The sequence below is a fragment of the Rheinheimera tangshanensis genome, from assembly GCF_014645135.1.
GTDB lineage: Bacteria > Pseudomonadota > Gammaproteobacteria > Enterobacterales > Alteromonadaceae > Pararheinheimera > Pararheinheimera tangshanensis.
This window is the reverse complement of sequence record NZ_BMLH01000015.1, coordinates 1-18,523: the sequence shown is the minus strand read 5'-3', so window position 1 is coordinate 18,523 and position 18,523 is coordinate 1. Positions and strand designations below refer to the sequence as shown.

Sequence of the window (18,523 nt, the reverse complement as noted above, 5' to 3'; positions counted from 1 at the left end):
AATCGCGATGGACGAAGGTTTACGCTTCGCAATCCGTGAAGGTGGCCGCACAGTAGGTGCTGGTGTAGTATCTAAAGTACTGGCTTAATTGTCAGAACTTTGAAAAGGCCCTTCGGGGCCTTTTTTTATTCACCATATTTCGTCTTTGCCCTGCTTGTCTATTCTTCAATACAAAGCCTCTACTACTCTTTTTGGATAATTCAAACGTTTGTTTGAATTTGCCTCTTGGACATGCTAGAACTAACTCATCCGACCATTAGGGTTTTTCAAGGAGAGTTATTGTGAGTCACTATCAGGCGCCGCTGGCCGACATGTCGTTTCAACTATTTGATGTCTGGCAAGTTCAACAATTCTGGCAGCAACAAACTGAGTTAGCTGAGCTGATTGATACCGATACTGCCGCTGCCATTCTGGAAGAAGCTGCAAAAATTACTGCCGAAAAAATCGCACCTTTAGCCGCAGCTGCTGATGAACAAGGTGTTTCTTGTGTGTCAGGTGTAGTGACTACTCCCACTCATTATAAAGAATGTTATCAGTTACTATGCGAAGGCGGCTGGACTGGTTTGTCCGGCGACCCCGAATATGGTGGTATGGGCATGCCGAAAAGCTTGTCTGGTTTGTACGACGAGATGATGTGTAGTGCTGATATCGCCTTCTCTTTATACCCAGGCCTCACTGCAGGCGCGTGCGTAGCTTTATTACAACATGCCGATGAAGCAACTAAAGCTTTGTATCTGCCAAAGTTATACAGCGGCGAATGGTCGGGTACTATGTGTTTGACCGAATCACATGCCGGCTCTGACTTAGGTATTATGCGCACAAAAGCTGAACCAGCTGGTGATGGCAGCTACCGGATCAGTGGCGAGAAAATCTTTATCACAGCGGGTGAGCACGATTTAACGGACAACATCATTCATTTGGTGCTAGCTAAGTTACCGGATGCACCAGCTGGCAGCCGTGGTATTTCTTTATTTCTGGTGCCCAAGTTTAAAGTAGATGCAAGCGGAAATCTGGGGCAGCGTAATAGCCTGATTTGTAGTTCAGTTGAACATAAGATGGGTATCCATGGTTCGGCCACTTGTGTGATGAATTTTGATGGCGCTGAAGGTTACCTGATTGGTGAGCCGCATAAAGGCCTGGCTTGTATGTTCACCATGATGAACTATGAACGTCTGGCTATGGGTAGTCAGGGTTTAGGTGCAGCGGAGCGCGCTTACCAGAATGCACTTGCTTATTCTAATGATCGTCTGCAAGGCAGAACAGCGACTAAAGATGGTAATAAAGCCGATCCTATTATTGGCCACCCTGACGTGAAACGTATGTTGCTGAATATCAGCAGTATCAATGAAGCGGGCAGGACCTTTAGCGTTTATGTTGGGCACCTATTGGATCAGGCGAAATTTGCACAAGATGCCAAGGCTCAGGCCCGAGCCAATTTGTTAACGCCTGTGACGAAAGCCTTTATGACGGACAGAGGCTTGGATGCTTGCGTAACCGCGCAACAGGTATTTGGTGGCCACGGTTATATCCGTGAGTGGGGCATGGAGCAGTTAGTGCGTGATGTTCGTATTGCGCAAATCTATGAAGGTACCAACGGTATACAAGCCGCTGACTTTATGTTGCGTAAAGTAGCATCGGATCAAGGCGCAGTGTTGTTCGATCTGATACGTGAATTGTCGGTAGGCTTAGCTGGTTCAGCGAGCAAACAAATCAATGCTGCTGCGCAGCGTTTTGAATCAGCAACACTTTCCTTATTAGAGAGGGCTAAAGCTCAACCTGAACTTTTATCCTGGATCGCAAATGACTATCTGGATTTAACTGGTTATCTGCTTTATGCCTTTATGTGGGACAAGATGGAAGCCTCGCTGGATAGCGCAAAGCATGCTGAGGATTTTATAAAGTCTAAACAGCTGAAAGCTAAGTTTTACTACAGCAGAGTATTACCCCGTATCGAGAGTCTGTTCAGCTTGATTGAGCAGTTCCCTGCAGAGTTGTCATCCGCAGAACCAAAGCTGTTCTGACTACTTTTAGTTTTTTAGCTGATCATAAAATTGCCCCTGCTGTTTAATTATTCAGCAGGGGTTGTCTTTCTCCATCAGTTGAGTATAATGCGCGGCCAGCCATAACTTTGGCAGGCGGGTTAACCAGCAATTGAATTGGTTAACGACAACAGTGCTCCCGATTGGGGAGCAAACGTTACATTGGTGCAGGGGCATTCTTCCATCTAGCGATGGGTCAGAAAGCTTCTGTTTTATTTTGCTCTTTTTGCTCTTTGAGGCTTTGGTTTATGAGTAATCAAAGGATTCGCATCCGTCTGAAAGCGTTCGATCACCGTTTGATCGATCAGTCAACTATGGAAATCGTTGACACAGCTAAGCGTACGGGCGCGCAGGTTCGTGGTCCTATCCCACTTCCGACTCGCCAGGAACGTTTCACTGTATTGATTTCTCCTCACGTGAATAAAGATGCACGTGACCAGTACGAAATCCGTACCCACAAGCGTTTAATCGACATCGTTGAACCAACAGAAAAGACTGTTGATGCTCTGATGCGTTTAGATCTGCCTGCTGGCGTTGACGTTCAAATCAGCCTGGGCTAATCAGACAGGTTTTTAGAGAGGTTTAGGATATGGCTATCGGTCTAATCGGTCGTAAAGTGGGAATGACCCGCATCTTCACTGAAGATGGCGTATCAATTCCAGTAACCGTAATCGAAGCAACACCAAACCGCGTTACTGCCATTAAAACGCAAGACGTTCATGGCTATAGCGCACTGCAAGTGACTGCTGGCACAGTGAAGGCTTCTCGCCTGAACAAGCCAGAAGCTGGTCAGTTTGCAAAAGCTGGTGTCGAAGCTGGTCGTGGTCTGTGGGAATTCCGCCTGCAGGATAACGAAGGTGCTGACATCGCTGTTGGTAGCGAGATTACTGTTGAAGTTTTCGCAGAGACGAAAAAAGTTGATGTCGTTGGCACATCAAAAGGTAAAGGTTTTGCCGGTACTGTTAAGCGCTGGAATTTCCGTACTCAGGATGCTACGCACGGTAACTCTTTATCTCACCGTGTACCAGGTTCTATTGGTCAAAACCAATCACCAGGTAAAGTATTCAAAGGTAAAAAAATGGCCGGACACATGGGTGCTGAGCGTGTAACAGTCCAATCTTTGGAAGTTGTACGTGTAGACGCAGCTCGCAACATCCTGTTAGTGAAGGGCGCTGTCCCTGGTGCTATCGGTGGTGATGTGATTGTTAAACCTGCGGTCAAAGGCTAACGTCTGGAGGAGATGAGTGATGGAATTAGCATTAAGAGACGCTAAAGGCGTTCTTGAAGTTTCCGAAGCTACCTTTGGACGTGAGTTCAACGAAGCATTGGTACACCAGGTAGTAGTTGCTTACGCAGCTGGTGCCCGTCAAGGTACACGTGCTCAACTGACACGTTCAGAAGTACGCGGTGGCGGTAAGAAGCCATGGCGCCAGAAGGGTACAGGTCGTGCCCGTGCTGGTACAATCCGTAGCCCAATATGGCGTGGCGGTGGTGTGACGTTTGCGGCTAAGCCACAAGATCACAGCCAAAAAGTAAACAGAAAGATGTATCGTGGCGCGATCATGAGCATTTTGTCTGAATTAGTTCGTCAAGAACGTTTAATCGTAGTTGAAAACTTTGTTGTTGAAACTCCGAAAACGAAAGAACTAACAGCTAAGTTAAAAGCGATGGAACTGAAAGACGTTTTAATCGTGACTGACGAAGTTGACGAAAACCTGTTCTTATCAGCACGCAACCTGTACAAGGTTGACGTACGTGATGTTCACGGTATCGACCCAGTCAGCTTAATCGCCTTCGACAAAGTTGTCATGACTGCTGCTGCAGTTAAGCAAATCGAGGAGATGTTAGCATGATCCGTGAAGAACGTTTACTGAAAGTGATTCTGGCTCCGCACGTGTCTGAAAAGAGCACAATTGCGGCAGAAACCAACAACACTATCGTGTTCAAGGTAGCTACTACTGCTACTAAAGCTGACATCAAAGCTGCTGTTCAAAAATTATTTGAAGTAGAAGTTGTTGGTGTTCGCACTGTTAATGTTAAGGGCAAGACTAAGCGCACTGGTATGCGTACTGGTCAGCGTAGCGATTGGAAAAAAGCTTACGTGACTCTTAAAGAAGGCAGCGAACTTGATTTTGTTGGCGGCGCTGAGTAATTAGAGGAGTTAGGAAATGGCACTTGTTAAGTGTAAACCTACGTCACCTGGTCGTCGTCACGTCTTAAAAGTCGTGAACCCAGACCTGTACAAAGGCAAGCCATACGCACCTTTGTTAGAGAAGAATACTAAAACTGGTGGTCGTAACAACCACGGTCGTATTACTACTCGCCATATCGGTGGTGGTCATAAGCAACACTACCGTCTGGTTGATTTCAAACGTAATAAAGATGGTATCCCAGCTAAAGTTGAGCGCCTGGAATACGATCCAAACCGTACTGCTAACATCGCTCTGGTGTTATACGCAGACGGCGAGCGTCGTTACATCCTGGCACCAAAAGGCTTAAAAGCGGGCGATACAGTACAGTCAGGCTTAGATTCACCAATTAAATCTGGTAATACTATGCCACTGCGCAACATCCCAGTGGGCCAAATCGTCCACAACGTCGAATTGAAGCCTGGTAAAGGCGGCCAATTAATGCGTTCAGCTGGTGCATTCGCCCAGATCCTGGCGCGTGACGGCGCGTACGTAACTCTGCGTTTACGCAGCGGTGAAATGCGCAAAGTTCTGGCTGACTGCCGTGCAACTATCGGCGAAATCGGCAACGCCGAACACATGCTGCGTCAATACGGTAAAGCCGGTGCGATGCGTTGGCGCGGTATCCGCCCAACAGTGCGTGGTGTGGTAATGAACCCGGTAGACCACCCTCACGGTGGTGGTGAAGGTAAAACTTCTGGTGGCCGTCATCCGGTTACACCATGGGGCGTACCGACCAAAGGTTACAAAACCCGTTCGAACAAGCGTACTGACAAGTTCATTGTCCGTCGTCGTGACAAATAATTTAATGTGAGGAATTGCCATGCCACGTTCTCTCAAGAAAGGTCCATTTATCGACCTTCACTTGTTGAAGAAGGTAGAGAAAGCGTTGGAAAGCGGTGACAAGAAGCCTATTAAGACTTGGAGCCGTCGTTCAATGATCATTCCACAAATGATCGGTTTGACCATCGCTGTCCATAATGGTCGTCAGCATGTACCAGTACTTGTCTCAGAAGAGATGGTCGGTCACAAGTTAGGTGAGTTCTCACCTACTCGTACTTACCGTGGTCACGCAGCCGACAAAAAGGCCAAGAAGCGCTAAGGGGTAAATAAATGGAAGCATTAGCTAAACACAAATTTGCCCGTTCTTCTGCACAGAAAGCTCGTTTGGTCGCAGACCAAATCCGCGGCCTGTCAGTTGATAAGGCGTTGAATGTTTTAACTTACAGCCCGAAAAAAGCGGCTGAGTTAGTTAAAAAGGTTCTTTTATCAGCCATTGCGAACGCAGAACACAACGAAGGTGCCGATATCGACACTTTAAAAGTGAAAACTGTGTTTGTTGACGAAGGTCCGTCAATGAAGCGGATTAAGCCACGTGCTAAAGGCCGTGCTGACCGTATCGTCAAGCGTACCAGCCACATTACTGTGGTTGTAGCTGATAACTAGGAGTGAGAAATGGGACAGAAAGTACATCCTAATGGTATTCGCCTAGGTATCACTAAGCCTTGGAGCTCAACCTGGTACGCGAATACAAAAGACTTCCCGGACTTCCTGGTTGGTGACTTTAAAGTTCGTCAGTATCTGACAAAAGAACTGAAAGCCGCTTCAGTAAGCCGGATCGATATTGAACGTCCTGCGAAAAGCATCCGTGTGACTATTCACACTGCTCGTCCAGGCGTGATCATCGGTAAAAAAGGTGAAGACGTTGAGAAACTGCGCAAAGCCGTAGCGACTATCGCTGGTGTGCCTGCACAGATCAATATCTCTGAAATCCGTAAGCCGGAATTAGATGCTAAATTAGTTGCTGATTCAATCAGCAGCCAGCTGGAACGTCGTGTTATGTTCCGTCGCGCTATGAAGCGTGCGGTACAAAATGCAATGCGTTTAGGCGCTAAAGGTATCAAAGTTCAGGTCAGCGGCCGTTTAGGCGGTGCTGAGATTGCTCGTGATGAATGGTATCGTGAAGGCCGTGTGCCACTGCACACTCTGCGTGCTGATATCGATTACTCAACATCAGAAGCTTTAACTACTTACGGTATCATTGGTGTGAAAGTTTGGATTTTCAAAGGCGAGATCTTAGGAGCTCTGCCATTGAACAACAACGCGAACGCCAACAACGACAAACAGCCTAAGGCGCCGAAAAAACCGGCTCCGCGCAAGGCTAAGTAGGAGTATTGAGCGATGTTGCAACCAAAACGTACTAAATTTCGTAAAGTGCACAAAGGACGTAACCGTGGCATGGCGCTGGTAGGCGACAAAGTCAGTTTCGGTACTTATGCACTTAAAGCAACTGAACGTGGTCAAATGACTTCACGTCAAATTGAATCTGCACGTCGTGCCATGACTCGTGCCGTTAAACGTGTTGGTAAAATCTGGATCCGCGTGTTCCCGGACAAGCCAATGACGGAAAAACCACTCGAAGTTCGTATGGGTAGTGGTAAAGGTAGCGTGGAATATTGGGTTTGTCAGATTAAACCTGGCAAAGTCCTTTATGAAATGGACGGTGTGTCGGAAGAGCTGGCTCGTCATGCATTTGCATTGGCTTCAGCCAAACTTCCATTTAAGACAACCTTTGTAACGCGGACGGTATTGTAATGAAAGCAAGCGAACTGAAAGTAAAAAGCGTTGAAGAGTTAAACGCTGAATTACTGGGCTTATTACGTGAGCAGTTTAACCTGCGCATGCAAGCAGCTACAGGTCAGCTGGCTCAGACTCATTTGTTAAAGCAAGTGCGTCGCGATATCGCGCGTGTTAAGACTATCTTAACCGAGAAGGCAGGTGCCTAATGAGCGAAAAAAACACCCGTACCCTGCAAGGTAAAGTGATCAGCAACAAAATGGATAAGTCTATTACTGTTGCTATCGAACGTCACGTGAAGCACCCAATCTATGGGAAATTCATTACACGTACTACCAAACTGCACGTACATGATGAAACAAATCAGTGTAAAGAAGGCGACATCGTGACTATTCGCGAATGCCGTCCTCTGTCCAAGACGAAGTCATGGACTCTGGTTTCTGTCGTCGAATCTGCATCTTAATGATTAAGATGTAAGCGAAAACGGCCCTTCGGGGCCGTTTTTTTCTCGTTTGACTAAAGGCTACCATTTGTACAAAAGTGCTGTTATAATCACGCGCCCTTTTGTTGGGGGTAGTTTATAGTCGAAAGCAGCGTAACCCGAGAGGGTTATAGTAGTGGAATAGCGGAGCACTAAGATGATCCAGATGCAATCTATGCTGGAAGTCGCAGACAACAGCGGCGCGCGCAGCGTAATGTGTATTAAGGTCTTAGGTGGTTCGCATCGCCGTTATGCAGCAATTGGTGACGTTATCAAGATCACCGTTAAGGAAGCAATTCCTCGCGGTAAGGTCAAAAAAGGTGACGTTCTGAATGCTGTGGTGGTGCGTACACGCAAAGGCGTACGTCGTCAGGACGGGTCATTAATCCGTTTTGATCGCAATGCAGCGGTGTTATTAAACGCCAAGCTGGAACCGATCGGTACACGTATTTTTGGACCGGTAACGCGCGAACTTCGTGGCGATAAGTTCATGAAGATCGTATCCCTGGCCCCAGAAGTACTGTAAGGAGTCACAATGGCTAATAAAATCCGTCGTGATGATGAGGTTATTGTTCTTACTGGTAAGGACAAAGGCAAAACTGGCAAGGTTCTGAAAGTTTTAGTAGCTGAAGGCCGTGTTTATGTTTCTGGCGTTAATTTCGTTAAGAAGCACCAGAAGCCAATCCCAGCGTTGAACACCCCAGGTGGCATCGTTGAGAAAGAAGCCTCAATTCACGTTTCAAATGTAGCGATCTTCAATCCAAAAACTGGAAAGGCTGATCGTGTAGGTTTCCGTTTTGAAGATGGCAAAAAAGTTCGCTTCTTCAAATCGAATAACGAAGTAATTTAATTGCTATTGGAGTAATACGATGGCGAAACTGCATGAAATTTATAAAGACACCGTAGTTCCAGAGCTGTTTAAACAGTTCGGCTACACGAGCGTCATGCAAGTCCCTCGGATTGTTAAAATCACACTGAACATGGGTGTGGGTGAAGCAGTAGCTGATAAGAAGATCCTTGAGAACGCAGTAGCAGATTTAACTGCTATCTCTGGCCAAAAGCCATTGGTGACCAAGGCTCGTAAATCAGTAGCTGGTTTCAAAATCCGTGAAGGCTACCCTATTGGTGCAAAAGTGACCCTGCGTGGCGAACGTATGTGGGATTTCTTCGAGCGTTTAGTATCTATTGCTATTCCTCGTATCCGCGACTTCCGCGGTGTGAATCCTAAGTCGTTTGACGGCCGTGGTAACTACAGCATGGGCGTTCGTGAGCAAATTATATTCCCTGAAATCGATTACGATAAAGTAGATGCGGTACGTGGTTTAGATATCACTATCACTACTACAGCTCGTACTGATGATGAAGGGCGTGCATTACTTGCCGCGTTTAACTTCCCATTCAAGAAATAAGGTGTAGGGTCATGGCAAAACAATCAATGAAAGCGCGCGAAGCAAAGCGTGCGGTACTGGTAGCCAAATACGCTGAGCAACGTCATGCACTGAGAGATCTGATTGCAAATCCGGCGACTTCTGACGAAGACCGTTGGGCAGCAGTTCTGAAGCTGCAGTCGTTACCGCGTGATTCAAGCCCTTCGCGTCAACGTAATCGTTGTCGTGTAACAGGTCGTCCTCACGGTTATCTTCGTAAATTCGGCATGAGCCGGATCAAGGTACGTGAAGCAGCGATGCGCGGTGAAATTCCTGGCCTTCGTAAGGCTAGCTGGTAAGAATCACGGGAGTAACAGCTATGAGCATGCAAGATCCAGTAGCGGATATGTTTACTCGCATCCGCAACGGCCAAGCTGCCAAAAAGTTTGCGGTTAAGATGCCATCTTCAAAATTGAAGGTTGCCATCGCGAAAGTATTAAAAGACGAAGGTTACATCGAAGATTTCGTTGTATCTGCTGATGTTAAGGCAGAGCTGGAAGTTACGTTAAAGTATTTCCAGGGCAAATCAGTAATTGAAACTATCGATCGTGTTAGCCGTCCAGGTCTGCGTATCTATAAGAAACGCGGCGAGTTACCAAAAGTAATGGGTGGTTTAGGTGTGGCTATCGTGTCTACATCTAAAGGGCTAATGACTGACCGTGCCGCGCGCAAGGTTGGTATCGGTGGTGAAATCATCGGCTATGTAGCGTAACGGAGGGTAACTATGTCTCGTGTTGCTAAGGCCCCCGTCACGGTTCCTGCAGGTGTAACAATTACACTGAATGGCCAAAACCTGACAGTAAAGGGTAAAAATGGCGAGTTAACGTTAAACGTTAACCCTGCAGTCGAAGTTGTTGTTGAAGGTAACGTACTGCGTACGACTCCTCGCGACGGCATCGCAAACGCTGACGCACAAGCGGGTACCGCTCGCGCGTTGATCAACAATTTAGTGATTGGTGTGACCGAAGGTTACACTCAAAAGCTGGAATTAGTTGGTGTTGGTTACCGTGCAAAAGCAGAAGGCAAAGTGTTAAACCTGAGCCTGGGCTTTTCTCACCCTGTTGCGTTCGAAGTACCAGCTGGTATTACGATCGAAACACCTTCTCAAACAGAAGTGTTGGTGAAAGGTTCTGACAAGCAATTAGTTGGTCAAGTTGCTGCAAACATCCGCGCGTACCGTAAACCAGAGCCTTATAAAGGTAAAGGTGTTCGCTACGCTAACGAAAACGTGCGTCGTAAAGAAGCGAAGAAAAAGTAGGGTAGGACGATGGATAAGAAACTTGCTCGTCTGCGCCGCGCTAAACGCGTTCGCAGAACAATTATCGAACAAGGTGCGAACCGCCTGGTTGTACATCGTACACCACGTCACATTTACGCCCAGCTTATCGCACCAAATGCTGAAGTGATTGTTGCTGCTTCCACTGTTGAAGCATCAATCCGTGAATCATTGAAGTACACCGGTAATATCGACGCTGCTAAAGCTGTAGGTAAAGCGATTGCTGAACGTGCAGTGGCTAAAGGCATCAGTAAATGTGCTTTTGACCGTAGCGGTTTCCAGTATCACGGTCGTGTGCAAGCATTAGCTGATGCGGCGCGTGAAGCCGGTCTTCAATTCTAGGAGTAGATCATGGCTAACGTAGAAGCTAAACAACAATCTGATTTACAAGAGAAGCTGGTTGCTGTTAACCGTGTTTCCAAAGTTGTTAAAGGTGGCCGGATTTTCTCCTTCACCGCTTTAACAGTTGTGGGTGACGGTAATGGTCGTATCGGTTTCGGTTACGGTAAAGCGCGTGAAGTACCAGCTGCTATCCAAAAAGCAATGGAAAAAGCTCGTCGTAACATGACTCAAGTTGAGTTAAACGGTAACACTCTTCACCACCCGGTTAAAGGTATCCACGCTGGTTCCAACGTGTATATGCAGCCGGCGTCTGAAGGTACTGGTATCATCGCCGGTGGTGCAATGCGCGCAGTGTTAGAAGTAGCAGGTGTACAGAACGTTCTGTCTAAGTGCTACGGCTCAACCAACCCAATCAACGTAGTTCGCGCTACTATCAACGCCCTGTCTGCGATCAAATCGCCAGCTCAGGTTGCTGCGAAGCGTGGCTTACGCGTTGACGACATTCTGGGGTAATTTGCCATGTCTAAAAAGACTGTTACAGTAACCCAAACTAAGTCAAGCATCGGTCGTTTACCGAAGCACAAAGCGACTTTAGTAGGTTTAGGCTTACGCCGTATTGGTCACACTGTCACACTGGAAGATACACCTTCAGTGCGCGGTATGATCAACACTGTGTATTACATGGTTAAAGTGGAGGAGTAATAAATGTTTTTAAATACGTTATCTCCTGCACCAGGTGCTAAAAAAGAGAAACGCCGTTTAGGTCGTGGTATCGGTTCTGGCTTAGGCAAGACTGGTGGTCGTGGTCATAAAGGTTTGAAATCTCGCTCAGGCGGTAAAGTACGTCCAGGTTTCGAAGGCGGTCAAATGCCTCTGAAACAACGTCTGCCTAAGTTCGGTTTTACATCACGCAAAGGCTTAGTATCTGCTGAAGTTCGTTTACACGAGCTGGCAGCTGTAGCTGGTGATGTAGCTGATTTAGCAAGCCTGATGGAAGCTAATATCATTTCTCGTACCGTGAAATTCGCTAAAGTTGTGTTGTCTGGTGAGATTACTCGTCCAGTCACAGTAAAAGGCTTAAGCGTAACTAAAGGTGCGCGTGCTGCGATTGAAGCCGCTGGCGGCAAAGTCGAAGAATAATAAGGATAGTACGCGATGGCAAAACCAGGTTCGGATACAAAAAGTGCAAAAGGCGGCTTCAGCGAGCTGAAAGCCCGTCTGTTGTTCGTACTTTTGGCCATAATCGTTTTTCGGTTAGGTTCATTTGTGCCAATTCCTGGAATTGACGCCGCCGTGCTGGCTCAATTATTCGAGCAACAAAAAGGCACCATCGTTGAAATGTTTAACATGTTCAGCGGTGGCGCCCTTGAGCGTGCATCTGTATTTGCACTTGGCATTATGCCTTATATTTCTGCTTCTATTATTGTTCAGTTGTTAACCGTGGTTCACCCCACGCTGGCTGAATTGAAGAAGGAAGGCGAGGCAGGCAAGCGTAAAATCAATCAGTATACACGTTACGGTACCTTAGGATTGGCAATAGTCCAGGCGATCGGTATTTCTACCGGTTTGCCAAACCTGATGCCCGGTTTAGTAGTAAACCCAGGTTTAGGTTTTACAATCACTGCTGTGATCAGTTTGGTCACCGGTACCATGTTTTTAATGTGGTTAGGTGAGCAAATTACTGAACGTGGTATTGGTAATGGTATTTCGTTGCTGATTTTCACCGGTATTGTTGCTGGCTTCCCGTCTGCCATTGGTCAGACGATTGAGCAGGCACGTCAAGGCGATTTGCACTTTTTGCTTTTATTAGCGATTGGAGCCATTGTTGTGGCTGTTACCTGGTTCGTAGTTTTCTTCGAACGCGGTCAACGTCGCATTGTGGTTAATTACGCCAAACGCCAACAAGGCCGCCAGGTATTTGCTGCTCAAAGCAGTCACTTACCTCTGAAGGTCAATATGGCTGGTGTAATACCACCAATCTTTGCTTCAAGCATAATCCTGTTCCCTGGTACAATTGCCAGCTGGTTTGGGTCAGGCGAAGGTATGGTTGCTAACTTCCTACAGGAAGTGGCGTTAACCTTATCTCCGGGTCAGCCGCTGTATATGGTTTTATATGCTGCTGCGATCATCTTTTTCTGTTTCTTCTATACTGCGTTGGTATTTAACCCACGTGATACAGCAGACAACTTGAAAAAGTCTGGTGCCTTCATCCCTGGTATTCGTCCTGGTGAGCAGACATCTAAATACATTGATAAAGTAATGACACGTTTAACCTTAGCTGGCGCGGCGTATATCACCTTTATCTGTTTGGTTCCTGAGTTCATGATGGTTGCATGGAATGTGCAATTCTACTTCGGCGGTACATCTTTACTGATTATCGTAGTGGTTATTATGGACTTTATGGCACAGGTACAAACCCATCTGATGTCTCATCAGTATGAGTCTGTACTTAAAAAGGCAAATCTTAAGGGCTACGGCCGTTAAGGTAATTTTGCGGAGTTAAGTCATGAAAGTACGAGCTTCCGTTAAGAAGATCTGCCGTAACTGCAAAGTTATCAAGCGCAACAATGTTGTGCGTGTAATTTGTGTAGAGCCTAAGCACAAGCAACGTCAAGGCTAACAGCAGAAAAAATTATAGGTCAGGGCTAGGCTTTTTAGTCTAGCCCCGACTTATTGTTGCAATATGGCCGCCGTTTGAGTATCCTTACGGGCTTTTCAAATCGGCACCCTTTTAATCTTTTATAGGAGAACGTTAGTGGCCCGTATCGCTGGCATTAACATCCCCGATAATAAACATGCTGTCATCTCTTTGACGTATGTTTTTGGTATCGGTAAAACCCGCTCAAAAGCTATCTTAGCTGCAGTGGGTATTGAAGAAACTCGCAAAATCTCTTCTTTGTCTGACGCAGAGCTTGACTCTCTTCGTGACGAAGTAGGTAAGTACACTGTAGAAGGTGACTTACGTCGTGAGATTACATTAAACATCAAGCGTTTAATGGACCTGGGTTGTTACCGTGGTTTACGCCACCGTCGTAGTCTGCCTGTTCGTGGTCAGCGCACTAAAACTAATGCGCGTACCCGCAAGGGCCCACGCAAAGCTATTAAGAAATAGGACGGGGTAAAACATGGCTAAAGCACCAGTTCGTACTCGTAAAAGAGTAAAAAAGCAAGTTTCTGACGGTATGGCTCATATCCATGCCTCTTTCAACAACACCATAGTCACGATCACCGATCGCCAAGGTAACGCTCTTTGCTGGGCAACTGCTGGTGGTTCAGGTTTCCGTGGTTCGCGTAAGTCTACGCCGTTTGCTGCACAGGTTGCTGCTGAACGTGCTGGTACTGCCGCGTTAGAATATGGTCTGAAGAACCTTGAAGTGTTTGTAAACGGTCCAGGCCCAGGCCGCGAATCAGCGATTCGTGCTCTGAACGCAGCTGGTTACCGCATTACGAATATCACCGACGTGACGCCAATTCCACACAATGGTTGCCGTCCACCGAAAAAACGTCGCGTGTAATAAGCGCTTCTAGGATTATTGGAGAAAGAAGATGGCAAGATATTTGGGTCCTAAGCTCAAGTTAAGTCGTCGCGAAGGTACAGATCTGTTCCTGAAAAGCGGCGTTAGAGCAATTGATTCAAAGTGTAATTTAACTACTGCTCCTGGTCAGCACGGCGCTCGTCGCGGTCGTTTATCAGACTACGGTTTACAATTACGCGAAAAACAAAAAGTACGTCGTATTTATGGCGTATTAGAGAAGCAGTTCCGTAACTATTACAAAGAAGCTGCTCGTTTGAAAGGTAACACTGGCGAAAACTTACTTCAGTTACTTGAAGGACGTTTAGACAACGTGGTTTATCGCATGGGTCTGGCTAGCACGCGTGCAGAAGCACGTCAGTTAGTAAGCCACAAAGCTATTATGGTTAATGGCGCTGTGGTAAACATCCCATCTTACGCTGTGTCACCTGATCAAGTCATCGCTGTTCGTGAGAAAGCGAAGAAGCAAGCACGTATCGTTGCTGCTTTAGAGATTTCTGAACAACGCGAAAAACCAACTTGGATCGAAGTAGACACCAAGAAGATGGAAGGCGTTTTCAAACGTGTTCCAGAGCGTTCAGACTTGTCTGCTGACATCAACGAACAGTTAATCGTCGAGCTTTACTCTAAGTAGTAAGGCGTTTTCTTAAGAGAGGATAAAATGCAGGGTTCTGTCACCGAATTCCTTAAGCCGAGATTAGTTGGTATCGAAAAAATCAACCCAACTCGTGCCAAAGTTACTTTGGAACCACTTGAGCGCGGTTTCGGGCATACCTTGGGCAACGCGTTGCGTCGTATTTTACTTTCGTCTATGCCAGGTTGTGCAGTGACTGAAGTGGAGATCGACGGCGTTCTTCATGAGTACAGCGCCAAAGAAGGTGTTCAGGAAGATATCATTGATATTTTACTGAACCTGAAAGGTTTAGCCGTCCGCCTGGAAGACAAAGACGAAGTCACTCTGACTTTAACTAAGAAAGGTGCTGGCCCTGTAACTGCTGGTGATATCCAGCGTGGTGACGGTGTAGTGATCGTTAACCCAGAGCACGTAATATGCAACCTGACTGGTGAAACTGAATTCAGTATGCGCCTGAAAGTTCAACGTGGTCGTGGTTATGTTCCTGCTTCGGCCCGCGTATCCTCAGAGGATGACGAACGTCCAATCGGTCGTCTGTTACTGGACGCATCTTTCAGCCCGGTAGAGCGTATTGCCTACTCAGTTGAAGCTGCGCGTGTAGAACAGCGTACTGACCTGGACAAGCTGGTCATCGACATGGAAACCAATGGCACAGTAGAGCCAGAGGAAGCAATTCGTCGTGCTGCGACTATTTTGGCTGAACAGCTGGAATTCTTCGTAGAATTACGCGACAAGAGCGAACCAGAAAAACGTGAAGAGAAACCGGAGTTCGATCCGATTCTGTTACGTCCAGTCGATGATTTAGAGTTAACAGTTCGTTCTGCTAACTGCTTAAAAGCAGAGCAGATACAGTACATCGGTGATCTGGTACAACGTACCGAGGTTGAGTTGTTGAAGACTCCTAACCTGGGTAAAAAGTCGCTTACCGAAATCAAAGACGTGTTGGCTTCACGCGGTTTATCTTTAGGCATGCGCCTGGAAAACTGGCCGCCAGCAAGTTTGGTAAATAAAGACTAACCAGATTCCAGTTCCTGGTTTAGTAAGAAGGAATAGATCATGCGCCATCGCAAGAGTGGTCGTCAGTTAAACCGGAACAGCAGTCACCGTACTGCAATGTTCCGCAACATGGCTAGCTCGTTGGTGAAGCACGAAATCATCAAAACGACTTTGCCAAAAGCAAAAGAGTTACGTCGCGTAATCGAGCCTCTGATTACACTGGCGAAAAATGATAGCGTTGCAAACCGCCGTTTAGCTTTTGCTCGTACACGTGATAAAGAAGTAGTTGGTTTGTTATTTAACGTGTTAGGTCCACGTTATAACGCCCGTCCAGGTGGTTACACTCGTATTCTGAAGTGTGGCTTCCGTGCTGGCGACAACGCACCAATGGCTTACATCGAGTTAGTAGACCGTCCAGAAGTGGCCGGCGCTGCATTACCAGCTGAAGAAACAGCAGCTGAGTAAGTAAGACTCCAAATAAAAAGGCCAGCGCAAGCTGGCCTTTTTTTTCTGAATTTAGTGGCTGATACAAATGTATCCTTAAATGCGAGCCTATTTATTCTTGGTATAAAGAGTACATATCGTGTTGGTCTGTCAATCGCCTTCGATTAGTCTTGCCCTTGCCCGTTTCTGAAAAGCTGATCGAGTAGCGGGTTCATAGACGCATTTACAGTTCATATGTGTAAGCACAAGGATTGATAATCTTAGTGTTCTCACATTATATATGTGCGCCAGAAAACAGTTTCCATCAGAATTCCTACTACCTTAATCTGTTGCATCAGCTCAGGACCATCACAAACTCAGTATTACTGAGTCTGCCTGCACTACAGCTCCATCTTTTAACACCACCTCTTCGACTGCGACTGGCGCCAAGACACTGTCCAGTTTTTGTTTTGCTGAACGCAGTACACTCTAACCATCTACTTTGACCCGCAGAGCGCCACGTTTCAAAGTCCTTAGCAATAAAGAGGATTGTTCAACTGTGTATGGATAGGAAGGAGAAACGAATAGAGTCCCCATCAGGATTAATATGCTCAGAGTGAGCAAAGTCAGGGCAGGCTTTTGCGAGATAACTATAGTTTGTCCTTTTTGACGTCCATACCTATTTCCCGCGTTACGTATGTTCCATTGAGGCTTGGCGCTTAAGCCCAGACTTTTCGCTGAAGCGTGACGCATACTTTGCCAGGGACGACAAAATAACTGACTGAATTCGTTATTGGCATAGCTAAGTTGCTGCAACTGCTATTGTAGTTGTACTGCTATCTCAGTTTGGAACACAGCTTTAGCCTGTTAGCTATAATCCTGATTCTGCATGGCCTCCAACTGCACCTTACTAAGGTGCAGTGCTGCTGTTGTGCGTTGTCCGGCCAGCTGTTGTCATTTGATGATGAGCATGAAATAACGGATACGTTGAGCCATACTCACCAATAAGGCCAACACCAACAGATCAATGCAGCTAGCGATAGACTAAGTAACCTAATCATCAGTGACTGAATGCGGTTCTGCGCCTCTTAGCTGTCAGAGTTCCAAGTCATGTTTTTCCAGCCTGTGATATAAAGATCATTTAGTAATCTGCAGCTTTTCGGCAGTTCGTGTTTATCCAAACAGAATTGGCATAGTGGCGCTATATCCTCAGGTCTTTCGCGCAAAGGTGGAATACGTCACTCCAGTGTGTTGAGGCAATAGTACAACTCCTGACGGAACTGGCCTTGTTGGATCAAGGTTGCAAAATCAGCATTAGTTGCTGCAATCAATCGCAGATCACTCTGTTCAGTCTTACAGGATCCTACAGCCTCGTAGTGGCCTGACTCTAGCACTCTTAATAACTTGGCTTGTTGTGTCAGCGGCAAACAGGTGATTACATCGAGAAATAAAGTACCGCCTTTCGCCAGTCAATAGAATATTGGCTTCTGTTGTCGCTAGGGTTTGTAACTGCTGCATCAATGTCCGCATCTGCTGACTTTGCCTGATCAGATCCAGAGTGGGCGATACCAGTTGTTGTTGCAGTGCCTTATTTTGTAGCGTCAGGCTGGATAACTTTAATTGCTGCTGCAGTCGCTGGTTGTTCCATGGCTTTTCAATAAAGTCTGCTGCGCCAGCCTACATGGCTTGCACTATTAATGTGGTATTGGACCAGGCGGTCATCGCCAGCACAGGAATGTCATAGCCCTGTTGTTGCAGGTAACGCAGAAAGTGCAGACCTTCTTCACCTGAAGTGGTATCGAGCTGAAAATTCAGATCCAGCAGGATCAGATCGGACGACTACAATTATAACCAATCGCGGGTTTGTACTCGGTTTTCCAGTTCTTCAATAGTGTAGCCTAGATCCTCCAGCACAAAACGGGCGGCAAGTCTGACTTCACTATTATCTTCAATCAGCAGGATCAAAGGCTTATAGTCCTGGCGCTTCTGTACCATCTGTTCGCTCGCGATGTTCTTCTATACAGAGTAAGCCTCTATAGCTGAGTTCAGCTTTTTGCTTCATAGCATCTGCGGCACTATAGCAAAAGCAGCAACAAAAAAGATGCCGTGGCTAAAACAGGATCTTTTGTGGCCTTTCTCTGATGGCTTGATCGTTCGGATCCGGCCGAGGATCCGTTTTTTAAACAAATTTTGTACGGGAAATAAGCATAAAAACCGGATTAGGTTAAAAACTAAGCGGTCGAACAGCTTTATTGAAAAAAGATCTTGCGGCTTATTCTGAGATCTCTATAATGCGCTCCATCGACAGCGAAGACGGTTTCCAAAGCGAAATAGTTTGTAGCGAAAGATTCTGAAAGACGTTGATTATAAACGACTTTCGCTTCACAAGTGAAGCACTGCTCTTTAACAATAAGCAATCAATCATCTGTGTGGGCACTCACGGAATAGATTCTGCAGCGAGCAATCGCACAAAGAATATATTATCAGTGAAGTGACTTATACAGAAATCTGTTCGAAAGAGCAGACGTTTTAAGTCAGTGATACTGAGCAGCCATTTCGGTGGCAATTAAACTTTAATTGAAGAGTTTGATCATGGCTCAGATTGA

Annotated in this window: 32 protein-coding genes; 30 read left to right on the top strand and 2 right to left on the bottom strand. The window is 46.4% G+C overall.

Features of this window, described 5'->3' with window-relative positions:
• From IEW88_RS18375 to rplQ, 30 genes are all read left to right on the top strand, one after another.
• A partial coding sequence (locus IEW88_RS18375) for an EF-Tu C-terminal domain-related protein (RefSeq protein ID WP_188713520.1) occupies window positions 1-88 on the top strand: 88 nt, incomplete at its 5' end.
• A 193-nt stretch (window positions 89-281) separates the two neighbouring features.
• Window positions 282-2,021 (top strand): acyl-CoA dehydrogenase family protein, encoded by a 1,740-nt coding sequence (locus tag IEW88_RS18370; RefSeq protein WP_053426058.1) that lies wholly within the window; start codon window positions 282-284, stop codon window positions 2,019-2,021.
• A 266-nt stretch (window positions 2,022-2,287) separates the two neighbouring features.
• The gene (gene rpsJ / locus IEW88_RS18365; protein ID WP_008899121.1) at window positions 2,288-2,599 is read left to right on the top strand and encodes a 30S ribosomal protein S10; all 312 of its coding nucleotides are present in this window, start codon (window positions 2,288-2,290) and stop codon (window positions 2,597-2,599) included.
• A 29-nt stretch (window positions 2,600-2,628) separates the two neighbouring features.
• Window positions 2,629-3,267, top strand: a complete 639-nt coding sequence (rplC, locus tag IEW88_RS18360; RefSeq protein WP_053426059.1) for a 50S ribosomal protein L3 — start codon at window positions 2,629-2,631, stop codon at window positions 3,265-3,267.
• A 19-nt stretch (window positions 3,268-3,286) separates the two neighbouring features.
• Window positions 3,287-3,892 carry a 50S ribosomal protein L4 gene (gene rplD, locus IEW88_RS18355; protein ID WP_008899119.1) on the top strand — a complete coding sequence of 202 codons (606 nt, stop codon included), beginning with the start codon at window positions 3,287-3,289 and terminating at the stop codon, window positions 3,890-3,892.
• A complete protein-coding gene (rplW, locus tag IEW88_RS18350) occupies window positions 3,889-4,191 on the top strand; it encodes a 50S ribosomal protein L23 (RefSeq protein WP_008899118.1) in 303 nt (100 codons plus the stop codon). The genes rplD and rplW overlap by 4 nt, the downstream gene beginning before the upstream one ends.
• Before the next feature lie 16 nt (window positions 4,192-4,207).
• Window positions 4,208-5,032, top strand: a complete 825-nt coding sequence (gene rplB / locus IEW88_RS18345; protein WP_053426060.1) for a 50S ribosomal protein L2 — start codon at window positions 4,208-4,210, stop codon at window positions 5,030-5,032.
• 19 nt (window positions 5,033-5,051) lie between these two features.
• Window positions 5,052-5,330: a 30S ribosomal protein S19 gene (gene rpsS / locus IEW88_RS18340; protein WP_053426061.1), complete on the top strand. Its 279-nt coding sequence runs from the start codon at window positions 5,052-5,054 to the stop codon at window positions 5,328-5,330.
• 11 nt (window positions 5,331-5,341) lie between these two features.
• A complete protein-coding gene (gene rplV / locus IEW88_RS18335) occupies window positions 5,342-5,674 on the top strand; it encodes a 50S ribosomal protein L22 (RefSeq protein WP_053426062.1) in 333 nt (110 codons plus the stop codon).
• Window positions 5,675-5,683: 9 nt separating this feature from the next.
• A complete protein-coding gene (gene rpsC, locus IEW88_RS18330) occupies window positions 5,684-6,397 on the top strand; it encodes a 30S ribosomal protein S3 (protein ID WP_053426063.1) in 714 nt (237 codons plus the stop codon).
• A 12-nt stretch (window positions 6,398-6,409) separates the two neighbouring features.
• Complete coding sequence (gene rplP / locus IEW88_RS18325; RefSeq protein WP_053426064.1) at window positions 6,410-6,823, top strand: 50S ribosomal protein L16; 414 nt, start codon at window positions 6,410-6,412, stop codon at window positions 6,821-6,823.
• Window positions 6,823-7,014 carry a 50S ribosomal protein L29 gene (gene rpmC, locus IEW88_RS18320; protein WP_008899112.1) on the top strand — a complete coding sequence of 64 codons (192 nt, stop codon included), beginning with the start codon at window positions 6,823-6,825 and terminating at the stop codon, window positions 7,012-7,014. Before rplP ends, rpmC begins: the two co-directional genes overlap by 1 nt.
• A complete protein-coding gene (gene rpsQ, locus IEW88_RS18315; RefSeq protein ID WP_053426065.1) occupies window positions 7,014-7,268 on the top strand; it encodes a 30S ribosomal protein S17 in 255 nt (84 codons plus the stop codon). Before rpmC ends, rpsQ begins: the two co-directional genes overlap by 1 nt.
• Before the next feature lie 175 nt (window positions 7,269-7,443).
• Window positions 7,444-7,812, top strand: coding sequence for a 50S ribosomal protein L14 (gene rplN, locus IEW88_RS18310; RefSeq protein WP_053426066.1), 369 nt, complete (start codon window positions 7,444-7,446; stop codon window positions 7,810-7,812).
• A 9-nt stretch (window positions 7,813-7,821) separates the two neighbouring features.
• On the top strand, window positions 7,822-8,136 hold the full coding sequence (rplX, locus tag IEW88_RS18305; RefSeq protein ID WP_053426067.1) for a 50S ribosomal protein L24: 315 nt from the start codon (window positions 7,822-7,824) through the stop codon (window positions 8,134-8,136).
• Window positions 8,137-8,155: 19 nt separating this feature from the next.
• Entirely contained in the window at window positions 8,156-8,695 is a 540-nt protein-coding gene (rplE, locus tag IEW88_RS18300) for a 50S ribosomal protein L5 (protein WP_053426068.1), read from the top strand.
• An 11-nt stretch (window positions 8,696-8,706) separates the two neighbouring features.
• Window positions 8,707-9,012: a 30S ribosomal protein S14 gene (gene rpsN, locus IEW88_RS18295; protein WP_053426069.1), complete on the top strand. Its 306-nt coding sequence runs from the start codon at window positions 8,707-8,709 to the stop codon at window positions 9,010-9,012.
• 20 nt (window positions 9,013-9,032) lie between these two features.
• The gene (gene rpsH, locus IEW88_RS18290; protein ID WP_053426070.1) at window positions 9,033-9,425 is read left to right on the top strand and encodes a 30S ribosomal protein S8; all 393 of its coding nucleotides are present in this window, start codon (window positions 9,033-9,035) and stop codon (window positions 9,423-9,425) included.
• Between the two features lie 12 nt (window positions 9,426-9,437).
• The gene (rplF, locus tag IEW88_RS18285) at window positions 9,438-9,971 is read left to right on the top strand and encodes a 50S ribosomal protein L6 (protein WP_053426071.1); all 534 of its coding nucleotides are present in this window, start codon (window positions 9,438-9,440) and stop codon (window positions 9,969-9,971) included.
• A gap of 9 nt (window positions 9,972-9,980) precedes the next feature.
• Window positions 9,981-10,331, top strand: coding sequence for a 50S ribosomal protein L18 (rplR, locus tag IEW88_RS18280; RefSeq protein ID WP_053426072.1), 351 nt, complete (start codon window positions 9,981-9,983; stop codon window positions 10,329-10,331).
• 9 nt (window positions 10,332-10,340) lie between these two features.
• Window positions 10,341-10,844 (top strand): 30S ribosomal protein S5, encoded by a 504-nt coding sequence (gene rpsE, locus IEW88_RS18275; protein ID WP_008899103.1) that lies wholly within the window; start codon window positions 10,341-10,343, stop codon window positions 10,842-10,844.
• Window positions 10,845-10,850: 6 nt separating this feature from the next.
• Entirely contained in the window at window positions 10,851-11,033 is a 183-nt protein-coding gene (gene rpmD, locus IEW88_RS18270) for a 50S ribosomal protein L30 (protein ID WP_053426073.1), read from the top strand.
• A 3-nt stretch (window positions 11,034-11,036) separates the two neighbouring features.
• Entirely contained in the window at window positions 11,037-11,471 is a 435-nt protein-coding gene (gene rplO, locus IEW88_RS18265; RefSeq protein ID WP_053426074.1) for a 50S ribosomal protein L15, read from the top strand.
• 15 nt (window positions 11,472-11,486) lie between these two features.
• Entirely contained in the window at window positions 11,487-12,815 is a 1,329-nt protein-coding gene (gene secY, locus IEW88_RS18260; RefSeq protein ID WP_147905534.1) for a preprotein translocase subunit SecY, read from the top strand.
• Between the two features lie 22 nt (window positions 12,816-12,837).
• Window positions 12,838-12,951, top strand: a complete 114-nt coding sequence (gene rpmJ, locus IEW88_RS18255) for a 50S ribosomal protein L36 (protein ID WP_082335860.1) — start codon at window positions 12,838-12,840, stop codon at window positions 12,949-12,951.
• Between the two features lie 135 nt (window positions 12,952-13,086).
• Window positions 13,087-13,443 carry a 30S ribosomal protein S13 gene (gene rpsM / locus IEW88_RS18250; protein ID WP_040555062.1) on the top strand — a complete coding sequence of 119 codons (357 nt, stop codon included), beginning with the start codon at window positions 13,087-13,089 and terminating at the stop codon, window positions 13,441-13,443.
• A gap of 13 nt (window positions 13,444-13,456) precedes the next feature.
• Complete coding sequence (rpsK, locus tag IEW88_RS18245; RefSeq protein ID WP_008899098.1) at window positions 13,457-13,846, top strand: 30S ribosomal protein S11; 390 nt, start codon at window positions 13,457-13,459, stop codon at window positions 13,844-13,846.
• A gap of 31 nt (window positions 13,847-13,877) precedes the next feature.
• Window positions 13,878-14,498, top strand: coding sequence for a 30S ribosomal protein S4 (rpsD, locus tag IEW88_RS18240; RefSeq protein WP_053426076.1), 621 nt, complete (start codon window positions 13,878-13,880; stop codon window positions 14,496-14,498).
• A gap of 27 nt (window positions 14,499-14,525) precedes the next feature.
• Complete coding sequence (locus IEW88_RS18235) at window positions 14,526-15,515, top strand: DNA-directed RNA polymerase subunit alpha (RefSeq protein WP_031568298.1); 990 nt, start codon at window positions 14,526-14,528, stop codon at window positions 15,513-15,515.
• Window positions 15,516-15,554: 39 nt separating this feature from the next.
• Window positions 15,555-15,959 (top strand): 50S ribosomal protein L17, encoded by a 405-nt coding sequence (rplQ, locus tag IEW88_RS18230; protein WP_008899095.1) that lies wholly within the window; start codon window positions 15,555-15,557, stop codon window positions 15,957-15,959.
• A 1,196-nt stretch (window positions 15,960-17,155) separates the two neighbouring features.
• On the opposite strand, the gene IEW88_RS18925 is transcribed toward rplQ, so the two are convergent.
• Both IEW88_RS18925 and IEW88_RS18750 read right to left on the bottom strand, forming a co-directional pair.
• A complete protein-coding gene (locus IEW88_RS18925) occupies window positions 17,156-17,344 on the bottom strand; it encodes a sigma 54-interacting transcriptional regulator (RefSeq protein ID WP_221411467.1) in 189 nt (62 codons plus the stop codon).
• Window positions 17,345-17,762: 418 nt separating this feature from the next.
• Window positions 17,763-17,912 carry a hybrid sensor histidine kinase/response regulator gene (locus IEW88_RS18750; protein ID WP_221411468.1) on the bottom strand — a complete coding sequence of 50 codons (150 nt, stop codon included), beginning with the start codon at window positions 17,910-17,912 and terminating at the stop codon, window positions 17,763-17,765.
• Window positions 17,913-18,523: the final 611 nt, after the last annotated feature.